This window comes from Thermococcus sp. (assembly GCF_026991495.1).
Taxonomy (GTDB): Archaea; Methanobacteriota_B; Thermococci; order Thermococcales; family Thermococcaceae; genus Thermococcus.
In genome coordinates, this window is sequence record NZ_JALXBJ010000055.1 from 1 (window position 1) to 15,745 (window position 15,745).

General features: G+C 54.6%; 16 protein-coding genes and 1 tRNA gene. 9 read left to right on the forward strand and 8 right to left on the reverse strand.

Annotated elements, in window-relative coordinates; all coding sequences use genetic code 11:
- Nucleotides 1–92 precede the first annotated feature (92 nt).
- The 8 genes from MVB78_RS06875 to MVB78_RS06910 all read right to left on the reverse strand — a co-directional run bounded on the left by MVB78_RS06875 (nt 93) and on the right by MVB78_RS06910 (nt 6,361).
- Nucleotides 93–179 (reverse strand) — tRNA-Ser (locus MVB78_RS06875).
- Nucleotides 180–192: 13 nt separating this feature from the next.
- The gene (rpsJ, locus tag MVB78_RS06880; protein ID WP_297489678.1) at nt 193–501 is read right to left on the reverse strand and encodes a 30S ribosomal protein S10; all 309 of its coding nucleotides are present in this window, start codon (nt 499–501) and stop codon (nt 193–195) included.
- 41 nt (nt 502–542) lie between these two features.
- Nucleotides 543–1,829, reverse strand: coding sequence for a translation elongation factor EF-1 subunit alpha (gene tuf, locus MVB78_RS06885; RefSeq protein ID WP_297489680.1), 1,287 nt, complete (start codon nt 1,827–1,829; stop codon nt 543–545).
- A 149-nt stretch (nt 1,830–1,978) separates the two neighbouring features.
- Nucleotides 1,979–3,238 (reverse strand): MFS transporter, encoded by a 1,260-nt coding sequence (locus MVB78_RS06890; protein WP_297489682.1) that lies wholly within the window; start codon nt 3,236–3,238, stop codon nt 1,979–1,981.
- A 56-nt stretch (nt 3,239–3,294) separates the two neighbouring features.
- Nucleotides 3,295–3,945, reverse strand: a complete 651-nt coding sequence (locus tag MVB78_RS06895; protein ID WP_297489684.1) for a DUF4097 family beta strand repeat-containing protein — start codon at nt 3,943–3,945, stop codon at nt 3,295–3,297.
- The gene (locus MVB78_RS06900) at nt 3,935–4,597 is read right to left on the reverse strand and encodes a hypothetical protein (RefSeq protein WP_297489686.1); all 663 of its coding nucleotides are present in this window, start codon (nt 4,595–4,597) and stop codon (nt 3,935–3,937) included. The genes MVB78_RS06895 and MVB78_RS06900 overlap by 11 nt, the downstream gene beginning before the upstream one ends.
- A gap of 73 nt (nt 4,598–4,670) precedes the next feature.
- The gene (locus tag MVB78_RS06905) at nt 4,671–5,954 is read right to left on the reverse strand and encodes a hypothetical protein (RefSeq protein ID WP_297489688.1); all 1,284 of its coding nucleotides are present in this window, start codon (nt 5,952–5,954) and stop codon (nt 4,671–4,673) included.
- Nucleotides 5,951–6,361 (reverse strand): helix-turn-helix transcriptional regulator, encoded by a 411-nt coding sequence (locus tag MVB78_RS06910; RefSeq protein WP_297489691.1) that lies wholly within the window; start codon nt 6,359–6,361, stop codon nt 5,951–5,953. The genes MVB78_RS06905 and MVB78_RS06910 overlap by 4 nt, the downstream gene beginning before the upstream one ends.
- Before the next feature lie 98 nt (nt 6,362–6,459).
- Here MVB78_RS06910 and MVB78_RS06915 point away from each other — a divergent pair, with 98 nt between their 5' ends.
- From MVB78_RS06915 to MVB78_RS06955, 9 genes are all read left to right on the forward strand, one after another.
- Nucleotides 6,460–6,669 carry a hypothetical protein gene (locus MVB78_RS06915; protein WP_297489693.1) on the forward strand — a complete coding sequence of 70 codons (210 nt, stop codon included), beginning with the start codon at nt 6,460–6,462 and terminating at the stop codon, nt 6,667–6,669.
- Nucleotides 6,670–6,738: 69 nt separating this feature from the next.
- Nucleotides 6,739–7,617 carry an AEC family transporter gene (locus tag MVB78_RS06920; RefSeq protein ID WP_297489694.1) on the forward strand — a complete coding sequence of 293 codons (879 nt, stop codon included), beginning with the start codon at nt 6,739–6,741 and terminating at the stop codon, nt 7,615–7,617.
- 75 nt (nt 7,618–7,692) lie between these two features.
- Nucleotides 7,693–8,064 carry a hypothetical protein gene (locus MVB78_RS06925; protein ID WP_297489696.1) on the forward strand — a complete coding sequence of 124 codons (372 nt, stop codon included), beginning with the start codon at nt 7,693–7,695 and terminating at the stop codon, nt 8,062–8,064.
- The gene (locus MVB78_RS06930; protein WP_297489698.1) at nt 8,065–8,688 is read left to right on the forward strand and encodes a hypothetical protein; all 624 of its coding nucleotides are present in this window, start codon (nt 8,065–8,067) and stop codon (nt 8,686–8,688) included.
- Nucleotides 8,685–11,351 (forward strand): calcium-binding protein, encoded by a 2,667-nt coding sequence (locus MVB78_RS06935; RefSeq protein ID WP_297489700.1) that lies wholly within the window; start codon nt 8,685–8,687, stop codon nt 11,349–11,351. The genes MVB78_RS06930 and MVB78_RS06935 overlap by 4 nt, the downstream gene beginning before the upstream one ends.
- 69 nt (nt 11,352–11,420) lie before the next feature.
- Entirely contained in the window at nt 11,421–13,793 is a 2,373-nt protein-coding gene (locus MVB78_RS06940) for a hypothetical protein (RefSeq protein ID WP_297489702.1), read from the forward strand.
- 72 nt (nt 13,794–13,865) lie between these two features.
- A complete protein-coding gene (locus MVB78_RS06945) occupies nt 13,866–14,885 on the forward strand; it encodes a M42 family metallopeptidase (RefSeq protein WP_297489704.1) in 1,020 nt (339 codons plus the stop codon).
- 70 nt (nt 14,886–14,955) lie between these two features.
- Nucleotides 14,956–15,549 (forward strand): hypothetical protein, encoded by a 594-nt coding sequence (locus MVB78_RS06950; protein WP_297489706.1) that lies wholly within the window; start codon nt 14,956–14,958, stop codon nt 15,547–15,549.
- A 7-nt stretch (nt 15,550–15,556) separates the two neighbouring features.
- On the forward strand, nt 15,557–15,742 hold the full coding sequence (locus tag MVB78_RS06955; RefSeq protein ID WP_297489708.1) for a hypothetical protein: 186 nt from the start codon (nt 15,557–15,559) through the stop codon (nt 15,740–15,742).
- Nucleotides 15,743–15,745 lie beyond the last annotated feature (3 nt).

Sequence of the window (15,745 nt, forward strand, 5' to 3'; positions counted from 1 at the left end):
TTGGGGACGGGAGTTATAAAGTTTTCCTCCCGGCCACATCAACCTTTACTTTTGTAAAGGTCCTGGCCGAATGTAGAAGGGCAGAAGGATTTTGGCGCCGGGGCAGGGATTTGAACCCTGGCGGGCTAACGCCCACGGACTCTCCAGGCCCGCGCCTTCCCAGGCTAGGCTACCCCGGCGCATAAAAGGAAATCAGGATATGAGCTCGATCTCAATCGTAACGTCTTCCGGAACGCGGATGCGCATGATCTGGCGCATCGCCCTCTCGTCGGCCTCGATGTCCATGAGCCTCTTGTGAACGCGGAGCTCGAACTTGTCGAAGGTTGCGGTTCCTTCACCGTCCGGGCTCTTCCTCGTGGTTATCCTTATCCTCTTCGTTGGAAGAGGTATCGGCCCGCTCATCCTAACGCCGGTCCTCTCGGCGATCTGCTTGATCTGGTCGGTGACCTCGTTGAGGGCCTTAATGTCCGTGCTCGCAAGTTTGATCCTTGCCTTCTGCATTCCCTTCCCTCCCAAAAGTCAGGAATTAAAAAGAAAGGCCTTCACTCGGCCTTCTGGATGGAGATGACCATACCGGCCGCGACGGTCTGCCCCATGTCGCGGATGGCGAAGCGGCCCATCTGGGGTATCTCCTTGACCGGCTCGATTACCATCGCCTTGGTCGGCCTGAGGATGACGATTGCTGAGTCACCGGTCTTGATGAACTGCGGGTTCTCCTCGACGATGTTTCCAGTCCTCGGGTCGAGCTTAGCGAGGAGCTGCTCGAACCTGACCGCGACCTGGGTGGTGTGGGCGTGGAGCACTGGGGTGTAGCCGACGGTTATGGCAGTCGGGTGGTTGAGGACGATGATCTGGGCCTTGAAGGTGTCCTTCGGTCTAACCACGGTCGGCGGGGTGTTGGTGTGGCCGGCGACGTCACCGCGCTTTATGTCGTTCTTGCCTACACCGCGGACGTTGAAGCCGATGTTGTCACCCGGAAGGGCCTGCTGCATGGGCTCGTGGTGCATCTCGATGGACTTGACCTCGCCCTGGATCGGCTTGTGGAAGATCGTGCTGGCGGGCTCGAAGATGACCACGTCGCCAACCTTGAGGACACCGGTCTCGACACGGCCGACTGGAACGGTACCGACGCCCTTGATGGAGTAGACGTCCTGGATCGGAATGCGGAGCGGCTTGTCGGTCGGCTTCGGCGGCTCCGGGATCTGGTCGAGGGCCTCGATCAGGGTTGGACCCTTGTACCAGGGGGTCTTGTCGCTCTTCTTGACGACGTTGTCACCCTCCCAGGCGCTGATGGGTATTATCGGGAAGTTCTTGTAGCCGAGCATCTGAAGGAGCTTCTTGACCTGGTTCGCGACCTGCTCGAACTTCTTCTGGTCGTAGTTCACCATGTCCATCTTGTTGATGGCGACGATTATGTGGCCGATGCCGAGGGTCCTCGCGAGGAAGGCGTGCTCCTTGGTCTGGGGCATGACGCCGTCGGTGACCGCGACGACGAGAACAGCAGCATCGGCCTGGCTGGCACCGGTGATCATGTTCTTAACGAAGTCCCTGTGGCCCGGGGCGTCGATGATGGTGATGTACCTGTGCGGGGTCTCGAACTTGGTGTGGGCGACGTCGATGGTGATACCCCTCTCGCGCTCCTCCTTGAGTCTGTCCATGACCCAGGCGAACTTGAAGGACTTGCCCTTCTCACCCATCTGCTCGAACTTCTTGATGATGTTCTCCGGTATGTTCGCGGTGTCGAAGAGCAGCCTTCCGATGGTGGTGCTCTTGCCGTGGTCGACGTGGCCGATAAAGACTATATTAACGTGTGGCTTCTCCTTTGCCATTTTCAAACACCTCCGTACTTTTGTCTAGTCCGATTGACTAGGACGGCTTTTTAAATCTTTCGAACCTCGGCCTCCTCCGGCGGGGAACCCGCCATTTAGGGGGAGACCTCACGAGTCCCGTCCCTATCTCGGGGGGTCGATTTAAAAACTTAACTACCAGGCGATGGACTGCCTCTAACTGTCCCCGGGGCATTCTCGACTTCTCCGGTCAGGACGTCCCTGTGCCTGGCCCAGTAGTAGAAAACCACAGCACCCATACCAGTCCAGAGGCCGAGGGAGACCAGCCAGGCTGGATAGCGGTCGAGGAGCGGGCCGGCTGCCAGAAGGCCTAAGGGGCCTGAGGCATTCATCAACACTATGAGGGCCGACATGACCCTGCCCCTGAGTTCGGTGGGGATCGCCCTCTGGATTTTTGAGTTGAGGGGCACGTTAACGAAGGCCTCACCGGCACCCCAGGCCGCTCCAATGGCTGCGAGGGTTATGAAGGCCTGATGTCTCGTTAGACTGGCAAGGGGGCTGATTACCCACACGAACGCCAAAATCATCAAACCGCTGAGGAACAGGGCGGTAAAGAGGAATCTACCTGCCTTCTTCCCCACTTTCAGGGCTATTATCATGTTCCCCACGAGCATGCCGCCCATGAAGAAGCTCTCGAGCAGTCCGAACTGCTGGCTGGAAAACCTAAGAACCACCCTGAAGGCGTAGGGCATTACAACCGCCCCAAAAGGCTGGCCCAGCGCGGCCATGAACAGGGCAAACGTCATTATCGTCATCAAGTAGCGGTTGGAACGAAGGAAATGCAGGCCCTCTTTTATGTCCCTTACGACCTGGGAGGCGCTTTCAAGCTCCCTGACTTCCCACTCGTACTCGATGAGGGTCTCGAAGAGGCCCGAGCCAAAGAAGCTCACCGCGTTCACGAGGAGGGCCAGTGCAATGCCGCCAGCGGCGTAGATCATGCCTCCAAGGGCGGGGCCTATGAGCCTGGCGAGTATGTTGGAGGAGCCCGCTATGGAGTTGGCCCGCTCAAGCTCGTCCGGCTCAACGAGATCCGGGAACATCGCGTTCGTTGCCGCGCCGAAGAAAGCGCTCATCGTCCCCATCACAACCTGGACGAGGAGAAGCTGGTAGACGCCGAGGAGATGGAACGCGAGAATGCCAAACAGGAGAAGACCCCTCGCGAGGTCAAAACCAACCATCAGCCATTTTCTGTTGTACCTGTCCCCGATAACTCCGGCGAACGGCATTACGATGAGAACGGGAACAACTTCGGCCAGGATGAAGGCCGTCATCATACCTCCGCTGTGCGTTTTATCAAGGACGTAGAGCGGCAAAGCCACATCCTGAACCGCCCAGCCGAGCTGGCTGATAAAGCGGCCCACAGCGAAGAGCCAGAAGTTCCTGCCGAGCATTCCTCAGCCTCCTTGATTAGCCAATTCGACAATCGCATAATTCTAAAATGTGAAAATCAGGTCAGCTCTACTCTCACGTCCCCGTTCACCGTGCTAACTTCCACCTCAAAGGTCCCCGCCCCTACGACCGGGTTCGCTGGATCTATGCCGATGAACCGAACGTCACCGTTCACGCTTTTTGCCCTAACCCTTGCATCGCAGAAGTCCGTGAGACGAAGCGTCACGTCGCCGTTCATTGAGTTTACGTTCATATCGTCGTCGAGCTCTTCAACCGTCAGTTCTATCTCACCGTTGACCGTCGAGACCTTCCGCGGGCCAACCAGCATGTGCACCCTTATCTCACCGTTGACCGTCTTTATGAGCTCTGCCTCACACTCTCTAAGTTCGATTTCCCCGTTGACTGTCGTGACGTTCGTGAAGCGGATGCCATTGGCTTTAATCTCCCCATTGATGTTTTTAGCCCAGACGATGGCCCTTTTTGGCACTCTCACATCAATATCGGCCCAGCCCTCTCTACCTCCAAAGAGGCGAAATCTTTTCTTTGGCCTTTCCTCTACCCTCAAGACGTCCCCGTTCTGTTCGAGAACGACGTCAACATCGCCGTGAAGGGTGTAGTTTACCTCTGCGTAGTCGTTTTCCCAGACTTCAAGGCTAATCAGGCCGTTGATGGCCTTCACCCTGATTTCCCGGACGTTTTCAAACCTCATCCCCCTCCCCCCACAGGTCAACAATAACGGCTCCCCTCACGCTGGAAATCCTTACCCTGTGTTCTCCGCTCCCGAGGAGCCTTTCAGGGTTTACAACAACCTCTCCGCCCTGCTGGACGGTTTCTATCACCGCATCGCAGTCCTCCGGAAGTTTCAGGACTATTGAACCCATCACCGTCGAGAGGTCGAGGCTTCCCTCAAGCTCCAGTACCTTGAGCTCAAGGCTCCCCATCGAAACGGCCACTTGGGTGTCTTCCGTTACGTACAACGAGCCCTCAACCCTTGCTGTGGCAACTCCGAGACTATTGACACCGCATTCCTCAAGTTGGGCGGTGGCTTCACCGATTGCAAGGGAATCGAACCTGATTCTCCTCGCTTTGAGAGAAGCCCTCTTCATACCCCCGCTGACCCTCACATCTCCAGGAACACGCAGGGCTAATCTGGCGCGCTCCTTCTCCTTCACCGGCAGGTTCCTGAGCTTCCAGCGGGTCGATGTCAGCACCTTAAGGATAGTCCCATCCCTTTTCACGGTGAACGCGTTCTCGGGCTCGGCATCAACATGAACCGTCCCATCTTCAGTGGGTACCACCTCAACGTCCGCGTCCACGAGCTTCATCCAGACCTCCTCGATGCCCTCAAACCTCACAGCCATCCCTCCGAGGTGAAGTCAAAGAGGGGCCCTCTCCCCCACCCAACTGTTCTGGCTCTCTCGGGTTTCATCCCCCTCACCCCAAGTAGTCCATCAGCTCGTCAATGAGTTCCTTCACGCGCTTGTTCAGGAGCGTCCTGTCAACGCCCAAACCTTCGATGAGGCCGGCGCTCTGCTCCTCAACTATCTCCTTTGCCTTCCTCACGACGAGCTTGTAAGCCCGCTCGTCCTCTATGGTATAGGTCTTTCCTCCCGTCCTTATCCTGACTGTGCCGTCTCTGGCCGAGATTACGACGTCCTCGATGCGTATCTTCGCCCTGCCTTTCCCAACAGTGACGGAAACGTCTCCCGAGCGGAGCGATACGGAATCGCCCAGACTCAACGTCTCATCTCCGCTCCTGTAGGTGACCCTGTTGCCTTCGACTTCAATCGAGAACTCCTCAGTCTGAATTTTCAACCTGTCTCCAACTTTTGTGAGCTGGAATCCGTTGCGGAGCTCCTTGATAGTAAGCATCCTCTCCGGTTTCTTAACCCTGCCTTCGTGGACGTGTATCGGCCCAACCTTGACCTCCTGACCGGTGGGTGTCTCAATGACCTCGATGAAGGGCAACTTCACGTACTCAAAGTCCTCTCCCTCGTAAACCTTGATTATTCCAAGGTCAACGGCCATTGAACCTTTCCTGGCCTTCCCGTAAAGCCTGTCCGGGTTGATTAATCTCGATGCCGTCTCGACAAAGGCCTCGTCGGCTTTAACTTTCTTCCCAACTTCCAGCTCGCCCCACACGGCTACTGGACTTGAGAGGACTTTCCTTATCTTTCCAAGTGGTGTCCCCGCCTCAACCTCGACGGTTCCGTCTATAACCCATCCGACCATCTTTCCGCCGAACTTTACTGGATAGGCTTTTCCGTTTCCCCTCAATATTACATCGCCGAAGTCGGCACCGCTGAACTCGTAGGCCTTCTTCTCTACCTTCCAGTCAAACCTACTCTTCTCGGCCCTTCCGAGGAGGAGGCCGGCTATTGCCAGCACAACCGAGTAGGCGAAGGCCCTTCCAGCCATCCCGTGGAGCTTTGACGGTATTCCAAGCCAGCCCCCGAAGTAAAAGAAAACGCTCGTCCAGAGGAAGGCCTTGGAAAACGCGAAGATTACTCCGCTGATGGTGACGCCGAACCATTTGCCAACGCTCAGCAGTTCGAAGGCGAATATGAGGGCTATTATCGCGTAAACCAAGTACTCGTTGTAGTTCTCCAGTCCTAGGTAACCTTTGAAGAGCCATACTATCAGGAGCACCGCGGTGAACTTCTTCAAGTAGTCCGCAATTCTAAAGCGCGGACTGTCGTAAACGAATGGGTAGCTCATTCTTCCACCTCCTCAAGGGCGGTAATTATCTCGAGCAAACGCAAAAACAAACGTCCGTTTGGAGAGATCTCGTATCCCTCACCCTTCCTCACCATTCCCGTCTTCGTGAGGAGCTTCAAATGGTGGGAAACAGTAGGGCTCTCAACGCCCAAAGCCTCCTTAATCTCCTTGAAGCCCATCGGCCTCTCGGAGAGCATCTTGAGTATCCTTATCCTGTCCGGGTTTGCGAGGGCCTTGAGGGTCTTTGCCGCTTTCTCCTCGTCGAGTTCTGGCAACTTTCCGCCCTCAAGCTTCCTCCTCAGGCGGGCCTTTATCGAGAGCATGACCTCGTCAACAGGATCTATGTTCTCCTCAAGCAGTTCAAGGCGCTTCTTCAGCTCCTCAAGTTGGGCCCTTAGCTCGTCCATGCTACCACCGGGTACAGATTTTTGTAGTACAATTTTCTGTACCTAATTGGGTGTAAAGGTATATAAAAGTTTATCGGTTGCCACTCCATGAGGAGGCCTTGGGTGAATTGGAAGGTTTGTTATTCGCTTCGGCTTTATTTCCACACCTGAGCGAAATACTGGTGAAGGTTTCAGAAGGGGTTGATGAAAGGGTTGCGAAAATCGCCGTGGAGAGAATACGCCAGCGACTAAAAATTGCCAACGAGGCCTTTGGGCACTCAATGTGGGCGCAGAATAACCACATCGAGAAACACGTTCAAGCCCTTTAAACGGGCTACGCTGATGCTCCTGTTCCGAGTCTCGACACCCTTTTAAACGCTGAGACCTTCAGTTAAACCATGAACATCTACGAGATGCTCGCGCTCATTGTGGCTGGCTACGTTTTAAAGTGGCTGGTTGGGAACGAGAGGCCCTTCCACTGGCTGAATATTCTGTCCACGCGGGTTCTCCTTACGCTCTTCGTCTTCGGGAACGTTGCGAGCAAGGATTTAGGCTATTTAATCAGCATAAAGCTCGTCTTCATCTACGTGATCCTCATAATAGCCCTCTGCCTCGGCTTCTCCTACCTCTACGCCCGCTTTTTCGTGAGGGACGAGCGCTGGGCAGGGGCCTTAATGGTGCTCTCGGTTTATCCCAACACCGCCGCGATGGGCTTCCCGATAGCGAGCCTCTTCCTCGATGATATAACGCCGGCCATACTCTACTCCACAACCAACAGCCTCATAGTTCTCCCGCTGGCGAGCTTCATAGCGGCCCACTACTCCAGCGGAAAGGCCTCGATACGGAAAAGCCTCATCAAGGCCCTCAAGTTTCCGCCGACGGCGGCGAACCTTCTGGCCTTAGCGTTGGTAGTTTCGGGCATTAAACTACCCAGCTGGTTCCTCGAGCCGGTCAAGGCCGTTGGCTGGTGGAGCATTCCGCTTCTCCTCATATACTTCGGTACGATAATAGACCTCCGCGAGTTCAGGCTCAGGCACCTTCTTGAGGTCGGCCTCTTCAGGAGCGTCCTTCCATTCCTCTTCGTCATCTTCACCCTCAGGAGCGCCGGGAATACCTACTACGCCGTCCTCGTCGAGTCCGCGATGCCCCCAGCGATAATGGCCAACGTCCTCCTCGCCCACTACAGGCTCAAAGCTGGAGAGGGGATAGCGGTAACCGTTGTTCTGAGCCTTCTCGTTCTCTTATTCTTCACCAGCCTCAGGTTCTTCACGGGTTAGGAATTCGGATGCCCTAAGAAAATCCTAATAAGGTTCCACCTCCAATAACAGTTAATACTCCCGCGGGGTGTGGGTATGGGTCTGTTTGGAAAGCTGAAGTCCGGACTCAGCTCCGCCTCTAAGCACCTCAAGAAGAGGCACTTCAAGATGACCGCGGCAGAGCTTGCAGACAACTGGGAGAAGCTTAGAAAAGCGGGAAGCGTTTACTTCAGCTTCAAGAGGGAAGGTCAGGCTTACGAGATAGACAAAGTCCGCAGGGAGGGAGAAGGGAGGTGGGAGAAGATTGAAATCTGGTACTACGAAGAGAGCGAAGACGAGGGCGTTTACGAGACCAGAAGGGAGAGAGTCGACCCTACCTTCGAACTGTGGATTCATCTGAGCGAGGCCCAGTACGAGAAGCTGGTTGAAAAGCACGGGGACTTTCTTGAGAGGTTTGAGAAGGGATAAGTGCCGGAGGTAGTGGAAGTGAAGCCGGGAAGGCTTTTTCTCGTTGTCGTGCTCGTCCTCCTCGTTATGGCCACCGGCTGCATCAGCCAGGGAACAGGGACATCAACTTCCCATGCTTCCCCAGCAAAGACCTCACACACAACACCTCCCTCCGGAACTGGGCCTTCTCAGACAACAACGGAAACCGGGGAAACCTCGACGAGGATCGTTCAGCATCCAACCGGAGTCCAGACCTACAGACTGCTCAACCGCACGGTTGCGATAAACGCCTCTCTCGTTCCAGATTCCGTCTGGGAGTGCTCCGACAAAGCGCCGTCGGTCATAGAAGGCTACTACAGCGCGGTCAAGAACGAGGAGAACATCTCGGGATTCTTTGACCTTTCGGTGGTTGACGAAAGTTCTCTGGTAGAACTCCACGAAGCTCTCTATGAAGCGGTTGACTTCAAAGACCTGAAGGTTGAAAACCTGGAGTGCTTTCCAGTAAGTACGAAGCTCGTGGCCTGCAAATACCACTATTCAGCTGTTATCGTCAAGGACAGCAGAGAGATGGGCATTGAGAGGGACTACGTCACGTTTCTCTCAGGAGACAGATGCAAGATAGTCTGGACGGAGGTGGAAGGATGAAGCTCGCTCCGCTCCTGCTAATGGGGATTTTAGTGCTTTCGCTGTTTGCAATCCCACAGGCCCTCTCCAGTGACAACGGGACGAACCCGGAGAACCTCGACACGGACGGCGATGGGCTGAGCGATGCATTCGAGCGTTCTCACGGGACTTTACCCAACGACCCAGACAGCGACGGCGATGGGTTGAGTGACGGACTTGAGTTCTACTATGGAAGCGACCCCAATCGGCCGGACAGCGATGTGGATCATTTAACCGACGGCGAGGAGGTCTTCAAGTACGGGACGAGTCCGGTAAGCTACGACACCGATGGGGACGGCTTTACCGACTACAACGAGCTGACAGGCAGATACCTCGTTCAGGGAGTGGAGAAAGGGGTTCCCAGCGACCCTACCAATCCAGACACCGATGGCGACGGGCTGGACGACTACTACGAAGCGAGAGTTCTCACATACCTCTTTGGCAATGAGGATAAACCCTTTTACACGAACCCTGACTGGGACGACGACGGGATTCCGGACGGCGAGGAGCTTTACCGCTACGATGGGAGGTATCCGGCCGATGCGCGGGTTTACAACGCCGAGGAGTGGCCCGCCCCGAGTCCGCTCTTCAACACCCCCTACTACCTCTGCTTCCTCAGTTCAGACTGCGACGGCGACGGTCTAAGCGACAGGGAAGAGCTGGAACTGGGAACGCTCGTCTACGCCAGAGACACCGATGGAGACGGCCTCTGGGACGGCTGGGAGCTCAAGCTCGGCAGTAACCCCTTCAACAGGGATACCGATGGCGACGGTCTGAGAGACATAGAGGAGATTATGCCAGAGCTGGTAGAGATGGAACTGGGTGGTGGAGTTCCATCGTGGCTACCAGAGGACCTCAAAGAAACGAAAATCTGGGACGGAGTAAGTGAGACGGAAATGAACCTCTTAGAATACCTTGAGTACTATACCATCCAGGCCAGGTGGGGAAGGAGTCTCTTCTGTTCCCCTGATGAGAAAAGTTTGAGCGTTCGTTATAGCATTCCAGAGGACGTTTTCAGAGGAAAGACCTTTGAACACGATGGTCAGGTGTGCTTTATCCTACCCGCTACAGACCCAACGAATCCAGACACCGATGGTGATGGCCTGACCGACTACGAAGAGCTACACTTCGATTATCTCTACACCTCCTACAACCGCGAGAGCAACGCCACGTACCTCCTTGAAGGAAACCCGATAATCCTCGACCCAACGAATCCAGACACAGACGGAGATGGAATCCTCGACGGGAGCGATGCGGTTCCGGCCCATTACGACTTCGACGGGGACGGCCTGATAGAGGAGGACGCCTGCGCCTTCGCTCTGGACTGCGACAAGGACGGCGTCACCGATTCCGTTGAAAACCGCTCGAAGACCGATCCAGCAAACCCAGATACTGACGGCGACGGCCTTACCGACTGGCAGGAGCTCTTCTGGTACGGCACGAATCCCCTCGCTCAGGACACCGACGGGGACGGCTTTACGGATTTTGAGGAGGTCAAAGCGGGAAGCGATCCGAACGATCCAAACTCAAAGCCCTCCTCGCCACCCAGCGCAGAAAAGCCCGAGTACAAGAAGGTGGACACGGCAATTAAGGAAACGCCGAGGCCAAAGGTCCACAGGCACGTTGAGTTTTTCCTCGATGGAAAGAGAATCGAGCCCGATAACTTTATCACGGTAGTCGTTGACAGTGACTCGGTCAGCTTTGAGATAAAAGCCGAGCCGATAACGGTAGCGTTCCCCGATGGGAAGGAGAAGGAATACCATCTCACCGGCGTCTCGCTGGGAGGGGACGACAGGGACAGGCTGGAGAAGGTAAGCGGAACCGAATACACGCTCAACCTGCCGAACGTCACGAAGATTGGCTTTGCCTTTGTCTCGTTCAATGTGGAGCTCACCTTCTCCGACGGGAACGAAGAGAAGTCCTACACCTACGAGTTCAACATTGAGGCAAAGTACAAGGCAAAGCCCGAAGTAAAGCTCGTAAGCTCGGAGTGGCTCAACAGCACCGACGTTGGACTCCTCTACTTCGAGTGCCACCACTGCAAGAACGTCACCATAAGCGCGCCGGGAGCTTTAATCAACGGAAAGCCCAAGAGGATCATAGACTTCGGCTCGACGAGGCCGGTTAAGCACTTCTACATCAGGCTGATTCCAAGGCGATACACACTTCCCGGGGAAAACGTCGGCGTTATCTACACCAAATACGAAAACAGCGTTGAAGTCCTCAGGACGGGCAAGGACATAGGGGTTCTCACGGCTAAGATGGTCGAGGCGAAGAGTTTGGGGGCGAAGATAACCTACGGGATGGTGGCCTTAGCTAAGGGCGTGAAGACCATCGTTGGCGGCGTTGAGGCCTTCATTCCAGAGGAAGAGGAAATGCCGGAGACGGAAGGGGTGGAAACTCCAGACTCGGTTCGCTTTGACAAAGAGGCCTTCAAGAAGGGCCTACTGGACTGGGTGAAGGAGCAGCTGGTCGATAAAACCTTCGACTACATCACAGAGAAAGCCGTCCAGTACGCCAACGAGGCGGAAATGAGGGCGAGGAGGGAGAAGACGGCCTACCACGTAACCGTTAAGGCCTGCAACGAGTACTACTGCAGGGCCTATGGCTTCACCGTTCTTGGCTACGGCTACGAGTTCGGATGAGCCTGTGACCCTTTCTTTTTTCTGGAGGTGATTGGGAAAATCCAAAAAGGTTCGCTCGGGGGTGATACGTTGAGGCGTTTCCTCCTTGCTTTGGCTTTATTGTTTGTGGTCATTTCAGCCGGCTGTATGGGGGGAACAGGCCAAACGAGTTCCTCTAGTCCTTCCAGCTCAACGACCGCCCCGCCCCAGACAGAGGAGGCCGAACCCTGGGCGTACCATAACCTTAACCTCGAACCGACGGAGGAGCTTGCCTATTCGGTTCACACGGGTTCACTATCTGGAACAAACGCCGAGGTGAATGTTCTGCTGATAGAGAGACCGGCAAGATTCGCCAAGACGAGCGCCAACTTGGAGGCCTCTTCCGATGAAATCTCGGCAAAAAACGTCGTCTTTCAGGTTGGGGATAACTTCTACTACTTCGAACTCAGCGATAAAGGAGTCTATACCGAGAGCGGAAGGGTTGTCGGCGACCTCTTCGACTTCGTGAGGTTCGATGAGGACAGGTACCTTGGCTGGGAAAACGGGGTGGTTCGCATCTACACGCGCTCTCTCAACAAGTACAGGGAGAAGAAAGGAGCCATGGCCTATGCGGTAACGAGGATCGGGGGAAAAGTGGCGATAGTGACCTCCATTGAGGAGAACCTCACCGTCACGACCTTCGAGAACGGTGAAGCCGAGAGCGAGGAGTACACCTTCGACTGTCCAATTCTCTCCATGCACCCCGGCTTTAGAGATGAGGGCATTGCGGGGTTCTACCTTGGAACGACCTGCGGGTTCTACTACGTTGACCCTGACCTAAACACCCATGACTCGGGTTTAGGAGATGGGAGCTGGGAGATAATCTCAAACGACCACGACGACGTCGGGAGCGTGGTTGCCTACTCAAGCGACTCCAATGAGGTAATCTCTGCCTACTACGACTGGGACGACAAAGCCCTCTACGTGAGCGAGCCCCTGAAGGTTGAGGAAAAGCCCTCCTCGGCCTCGGTTGGCTGGTTCTACCTTGCCCTCTCCTACAAAAACAGGCTCGAAATCTACGAGCTTGGAGAGGACAGCGCCTACCACCACGTCGGGACGATTACCTTCCCAGAGGAGATCCTCGATGTGAAAGTTGTCCAGCCCGATGAGGACACGCTTGAAATGGGGGTCGCATGGAGGAACGGCTTCGCCCATATCGTCGTTAAAACTTCCGAGATCAGGGGAGAACACACCTTCAGCGTTGGGAAAAAGCTGAGCGATGAAAGCACTGGAACGCGGACTTCGACCCAGAGTTCAGGGCCTTCGACCGAAACGCAAACATCAACGAGCACGACAACCCAGAGTGCCCCAGAAACGGCTCAGGGCCTCGGGGAGACCTTTGAAGTGCGGGGACTCAACTTCACAAAGGGCGATTACCGCTACTTCGGCCTCAGGCTCACCCCAAAGAAAGGCCATTTGGAGTACTTCCCCTACGGAGACGATGGCTACCTCTATCAGATAATCGAGAAGTACGTGCTCAGGGTATACCCCTATGATTCCGACTACTGGAGTGGAGAGTCTTCGACTCCGGAGATAGAGATGCCCACGCCCGACCTTCTTCCCGAGGAGCCGAAGGCCTTCTACGGCGTTCCCAACGGGGACGACTACCTGTTCGCAGGTAAAGATGGAAAGCTCCACGTTCTCGTTGGTTACGGAGGCGAAACTGAGGTCAACGGCGTAACAGTCCACACCTTCAAAGCCCACGTGATTTACGATTTCGACGCTACGGGAGTAGTCATCGACAAAGGGGACAACGAGTACATCGCATGGAACGGCAGAACCATGAGGGTGTACGCCTACACTAGTGACCAGCACTACGAGATGTGGGATAGGGGCGAGGAAATCCGCGTTGAGCCTCACGAATACAGGTTCCCAAGCAACATAATCGAGGTCAACCCGTACCTTGATGACGACTTCATAGTTGTCAGAACGGCGGACGGACTCTACATCGTTCCCAAGCCAAACGGGCGCTACGGAGACGACGCCAGTGTTTACCCCGTCCTTAGAACCTACGTGAAGTTCGTGGGTGCGATTCACTACTGGGGAATCGGCAGTTTGGTTGCCTACTATGGAAACACTCTCCACCAGCTCGAAGTTGACTACAACCACGATGCGCATAAGATTCAGGTTTCAGTAAACTCCCCGGTGAAGGTTAGGAACGTGATTGGAATGTACGGACCGAACTCGCAGGAGCCGTACGTAATCCTCTCCACCATTGACGGCAACCTTTTAGTCTACGACTACGTCTGGGACGATGAAAAGGAGAACTACGTCTTCAAGCCCGTGAAGAGCTACAGCCTTGGAGTTCCTCTGGTGAAGTTCTACGCCGACTACAGGGGGGACTGGAACTGGATAAAGGTTCTCGGACTCAGCAGGGACGGGACGTTCTACAACCTTGAGATAAGGGGGTTGAAGAAGGATTGACGCTCTACTCTTTCTTTTTGTCCCGGGCGATGTCCTTTTTAATCCTTAATGTATTTCTGGCATGGTGGTACTATGGAGCGCGTCGTCGAAATCCTCCGCGAAATACTTGAGATACCCTCGCCGACGGGCTACACAAAGGAAGTCCTTAGTCACATCGAGAAGAGGCTCGGCGAAGCTGGAATAAAGACGTACTACACCAACAAAGGCGCCCTGATAGCGGGCAACCATCCGGAGCCCGAGCTCGTCATAGCGGGCCACGTTGACACTCTCGGCGCGATGGTGAGGGGAATCCTGCAGGACGGACATTTAAGCTTTACCCGTATCGGAGGCCTTCTCCTCCCGACGTTCGAAGGCGAATACTGCACGATAATCACCCGCTCCGGGAAGCGCTATCGTGGCACGCTCCTCATCAAGAACCCGAGCGTTCACGTCAACAGGGAGGCAGGAAAGAAGGAGCGGAAGGAGGAGAACATGTACATAAGGCTTGATGCAGAAGTCGAAAAGAAGGAGGACACCGAGAAGCTTGGAATAAGGCCTGGGGATTTTATAGCCTTCGACCCGAAGTTCGAGTACGTTAACGGCTTCATCAAAGCCCACTTTTTGGACGACAAGGCGAGCGTCGCGGTTATGATTGACCTGCTTTTGGAGCTTGGGGCAGAAAAACTGGAAAAGCTCCCTGTGGCGTTCTTCTTCTCGCCCTACGAGGAGGTCGGCCACGGCGGTTCAGCAGGCTATCCACCGAGCACTAAGGAGCTGCTCGTCGTCGACATGGGCGTCGTCGGAGATGGAGTTGCCGGGAAGGAGACCGCCGTCTCGATTGCAGCGAAGGACTCCAGCGGGCCGTACGACTACGAGATGACGAGCAAGCTCATCGAGCTCGCCGAAAAGAACGATATTCCACACGTCGTCGACGTCTTCCCCTACTACGGCTCCGACGGTTCCGCTGCCTTAAGAGCTGGCTGGGACTTCAGGGTTGCCCTCATAGGGCCGGGGGTTCACGCGAGCCACGGCATGGAGAGGACGCACGTTAAAGGCCTGCTTGCGACGAAGGAGCTGATAAGGACTTACATCGGAGAGAAATTTGGGCTTTGAATCCGTCTTTAATTTTATTCCCTTCGCCTTCCGGGCAAAAGGATAAATAAGGAAAGACCCAGAGTTTTTGATGGGAATGGCAATGGGAATTGAAGTTAAGGAAGGCAAAATCATCATCTCAAGGGAGCTTAGCGATTTAGATTACTTCGTTTTGGATGTGGCCAAATTAATTGGAAAATACACAAGATACGTCATAGTAAGTGGATACGTCACAATACTCCTGGGACGTTCAAGAGGCACCGAGGACGTTGATTTTGTTATTGAACCCCTCTCCAGGGACAACTTTAAAACGATGTGCATGGAGGCGCTGGAAAGAAGATTCGAGTTCCTGAATCCAGAGGATTGCAATGGCCTCTATGAGATGCTTCAGCAAAAGATGGGGATTAGGATGGCGAGAAAGGATGAGATAATTCCAAATGCAGAAATAAAGTTTCCGAAGGATACCTTTCATAAAGAAGCCCTAAAGATGCGCATTCCTGCCGTGCTCAATGGGAATAAAATCTACATCTCACCCATGGAACTTCAAATAGCGTACAAGCTATACCTCGGAAGTGATAAGGATATAGAAGATGCGGTTTTCCTCTACGAACTTTTCAAGGACAACCTTGACCGGAGGCTCCTTTATGACTATGCAAAAAGGCTCAAGGTTGACCTCCCTTTCTAAAAGGGATATGGACGAAAGGCTGGCCTTCATAAGACTTTACGTCAAAAAGTTGAAGGAAAACCCCGATGACATATTCAGGCAACAGGTCAGGCTCGTTAATTCCTTCCTAAAGGCCGCGAAGAACTTTCCGCTTACAAAGGAAGAGTACCTTAAACTCAAGGGCGAGTTAAAAGTAAAGAAAAAGCCCGGATGAATG

Excerpts from the sequence above, each read along its gene's own strand:
- MVB78_RS06920 (WP_297489694.1), top strand. The coding sequence starts at position 6,739 with ATGAACATCTACGAGATGCTCGCGCTCATTGTGGCTGGCTACGTTTTA.
- MVB78_RS06925 (WP_297489696.1), top strand. The coding sequence starts at position 7,693 with ATGGGTCTGTTTGGAAAGCTGAAGTCCGGACTCAGCTCCGCCTCTAAG.
- MVB78_RS06890 (WP_297489682.1), bottom strand. The coding sequence starts at position 3,238 with ATGCTCGGCAGGAACTTCTGGCTCTTCGCTGTGGGCCGCTTTATCAGC.
- MVB78_RS06945 (WP_297489704.1), top strand. The coding sequence starts at position 13,866 with ATGGAGCGCGTCGTCGAAATCCTCCGCGAAATACTTGAGATACCCTCG.
- tuf (WP_297489680.1), bottom strand. The coding sequence starts at position 1,829 with ATGGCAAAGGAGAAGCCACACGTTAATATAGTCTTTATCGGCCACGTC.
- MVB78_RS06935 (WP_297489700.1), top strand. The coding sequence starts at position 8,685 with ATGAAGCTCGCTCCGCTCCTGCTAATGGGGATTTTAGTGCTTTCGCTG.
- MVB78_RS06905 (WP_297489688.1), bottom strand. The coding sequence starts at position 5,954 with ATGAGCTACCCATTCGTTTACGACAGTCCGCGCTTTAGAATTGCGGAC.
- MVB78_RS06950 (WP_297489706.1), top strand. The coding sequence starts at position 14,956 with ATGGGAATGGCAATGGGAATTGAAGTTAAGGAAGGCAAAATCATCATC.
- MVB78_RS06955 (WP_297489708.1), top strand. The coding sequence starts at position 15,557 with ATGGACGAAAGGCTGGCCTTCATAAGACTTTACGTCAAAAAGTTGAAG.
- rpsJ (WP_297489678.1), bottom strand. The coding sequence starts at position 501 with ATGCAGAAGGCAAGGATCAAACTTGCGAGCACGGACATTAAGGCCCTC.
- MVB78_RS06900 (WP_297489686.1), bottom strand. The coding sequence starts at position 4,597 with ATGGCTGTGAGGTTTGAGGGCATCGAGGAGGTCTGGATGAAGCTCGTG.
- MVB78_RS06910 (WP_297489691.1), bottom strand. The coding sequence starts at position 6,361 with ATGGACGAGCTAAGGGCCCAACTTGAGGAGCTGAAGAAGCGCCTTGAA.
- MVB78_RS06895 (WP_297489684.1), bottom strand. The coding sequence starts at position 3,945 with ATGAGGTTTGAAAACGTCCGGGAAATCAGGGTGAAGGCCATCAACGGC.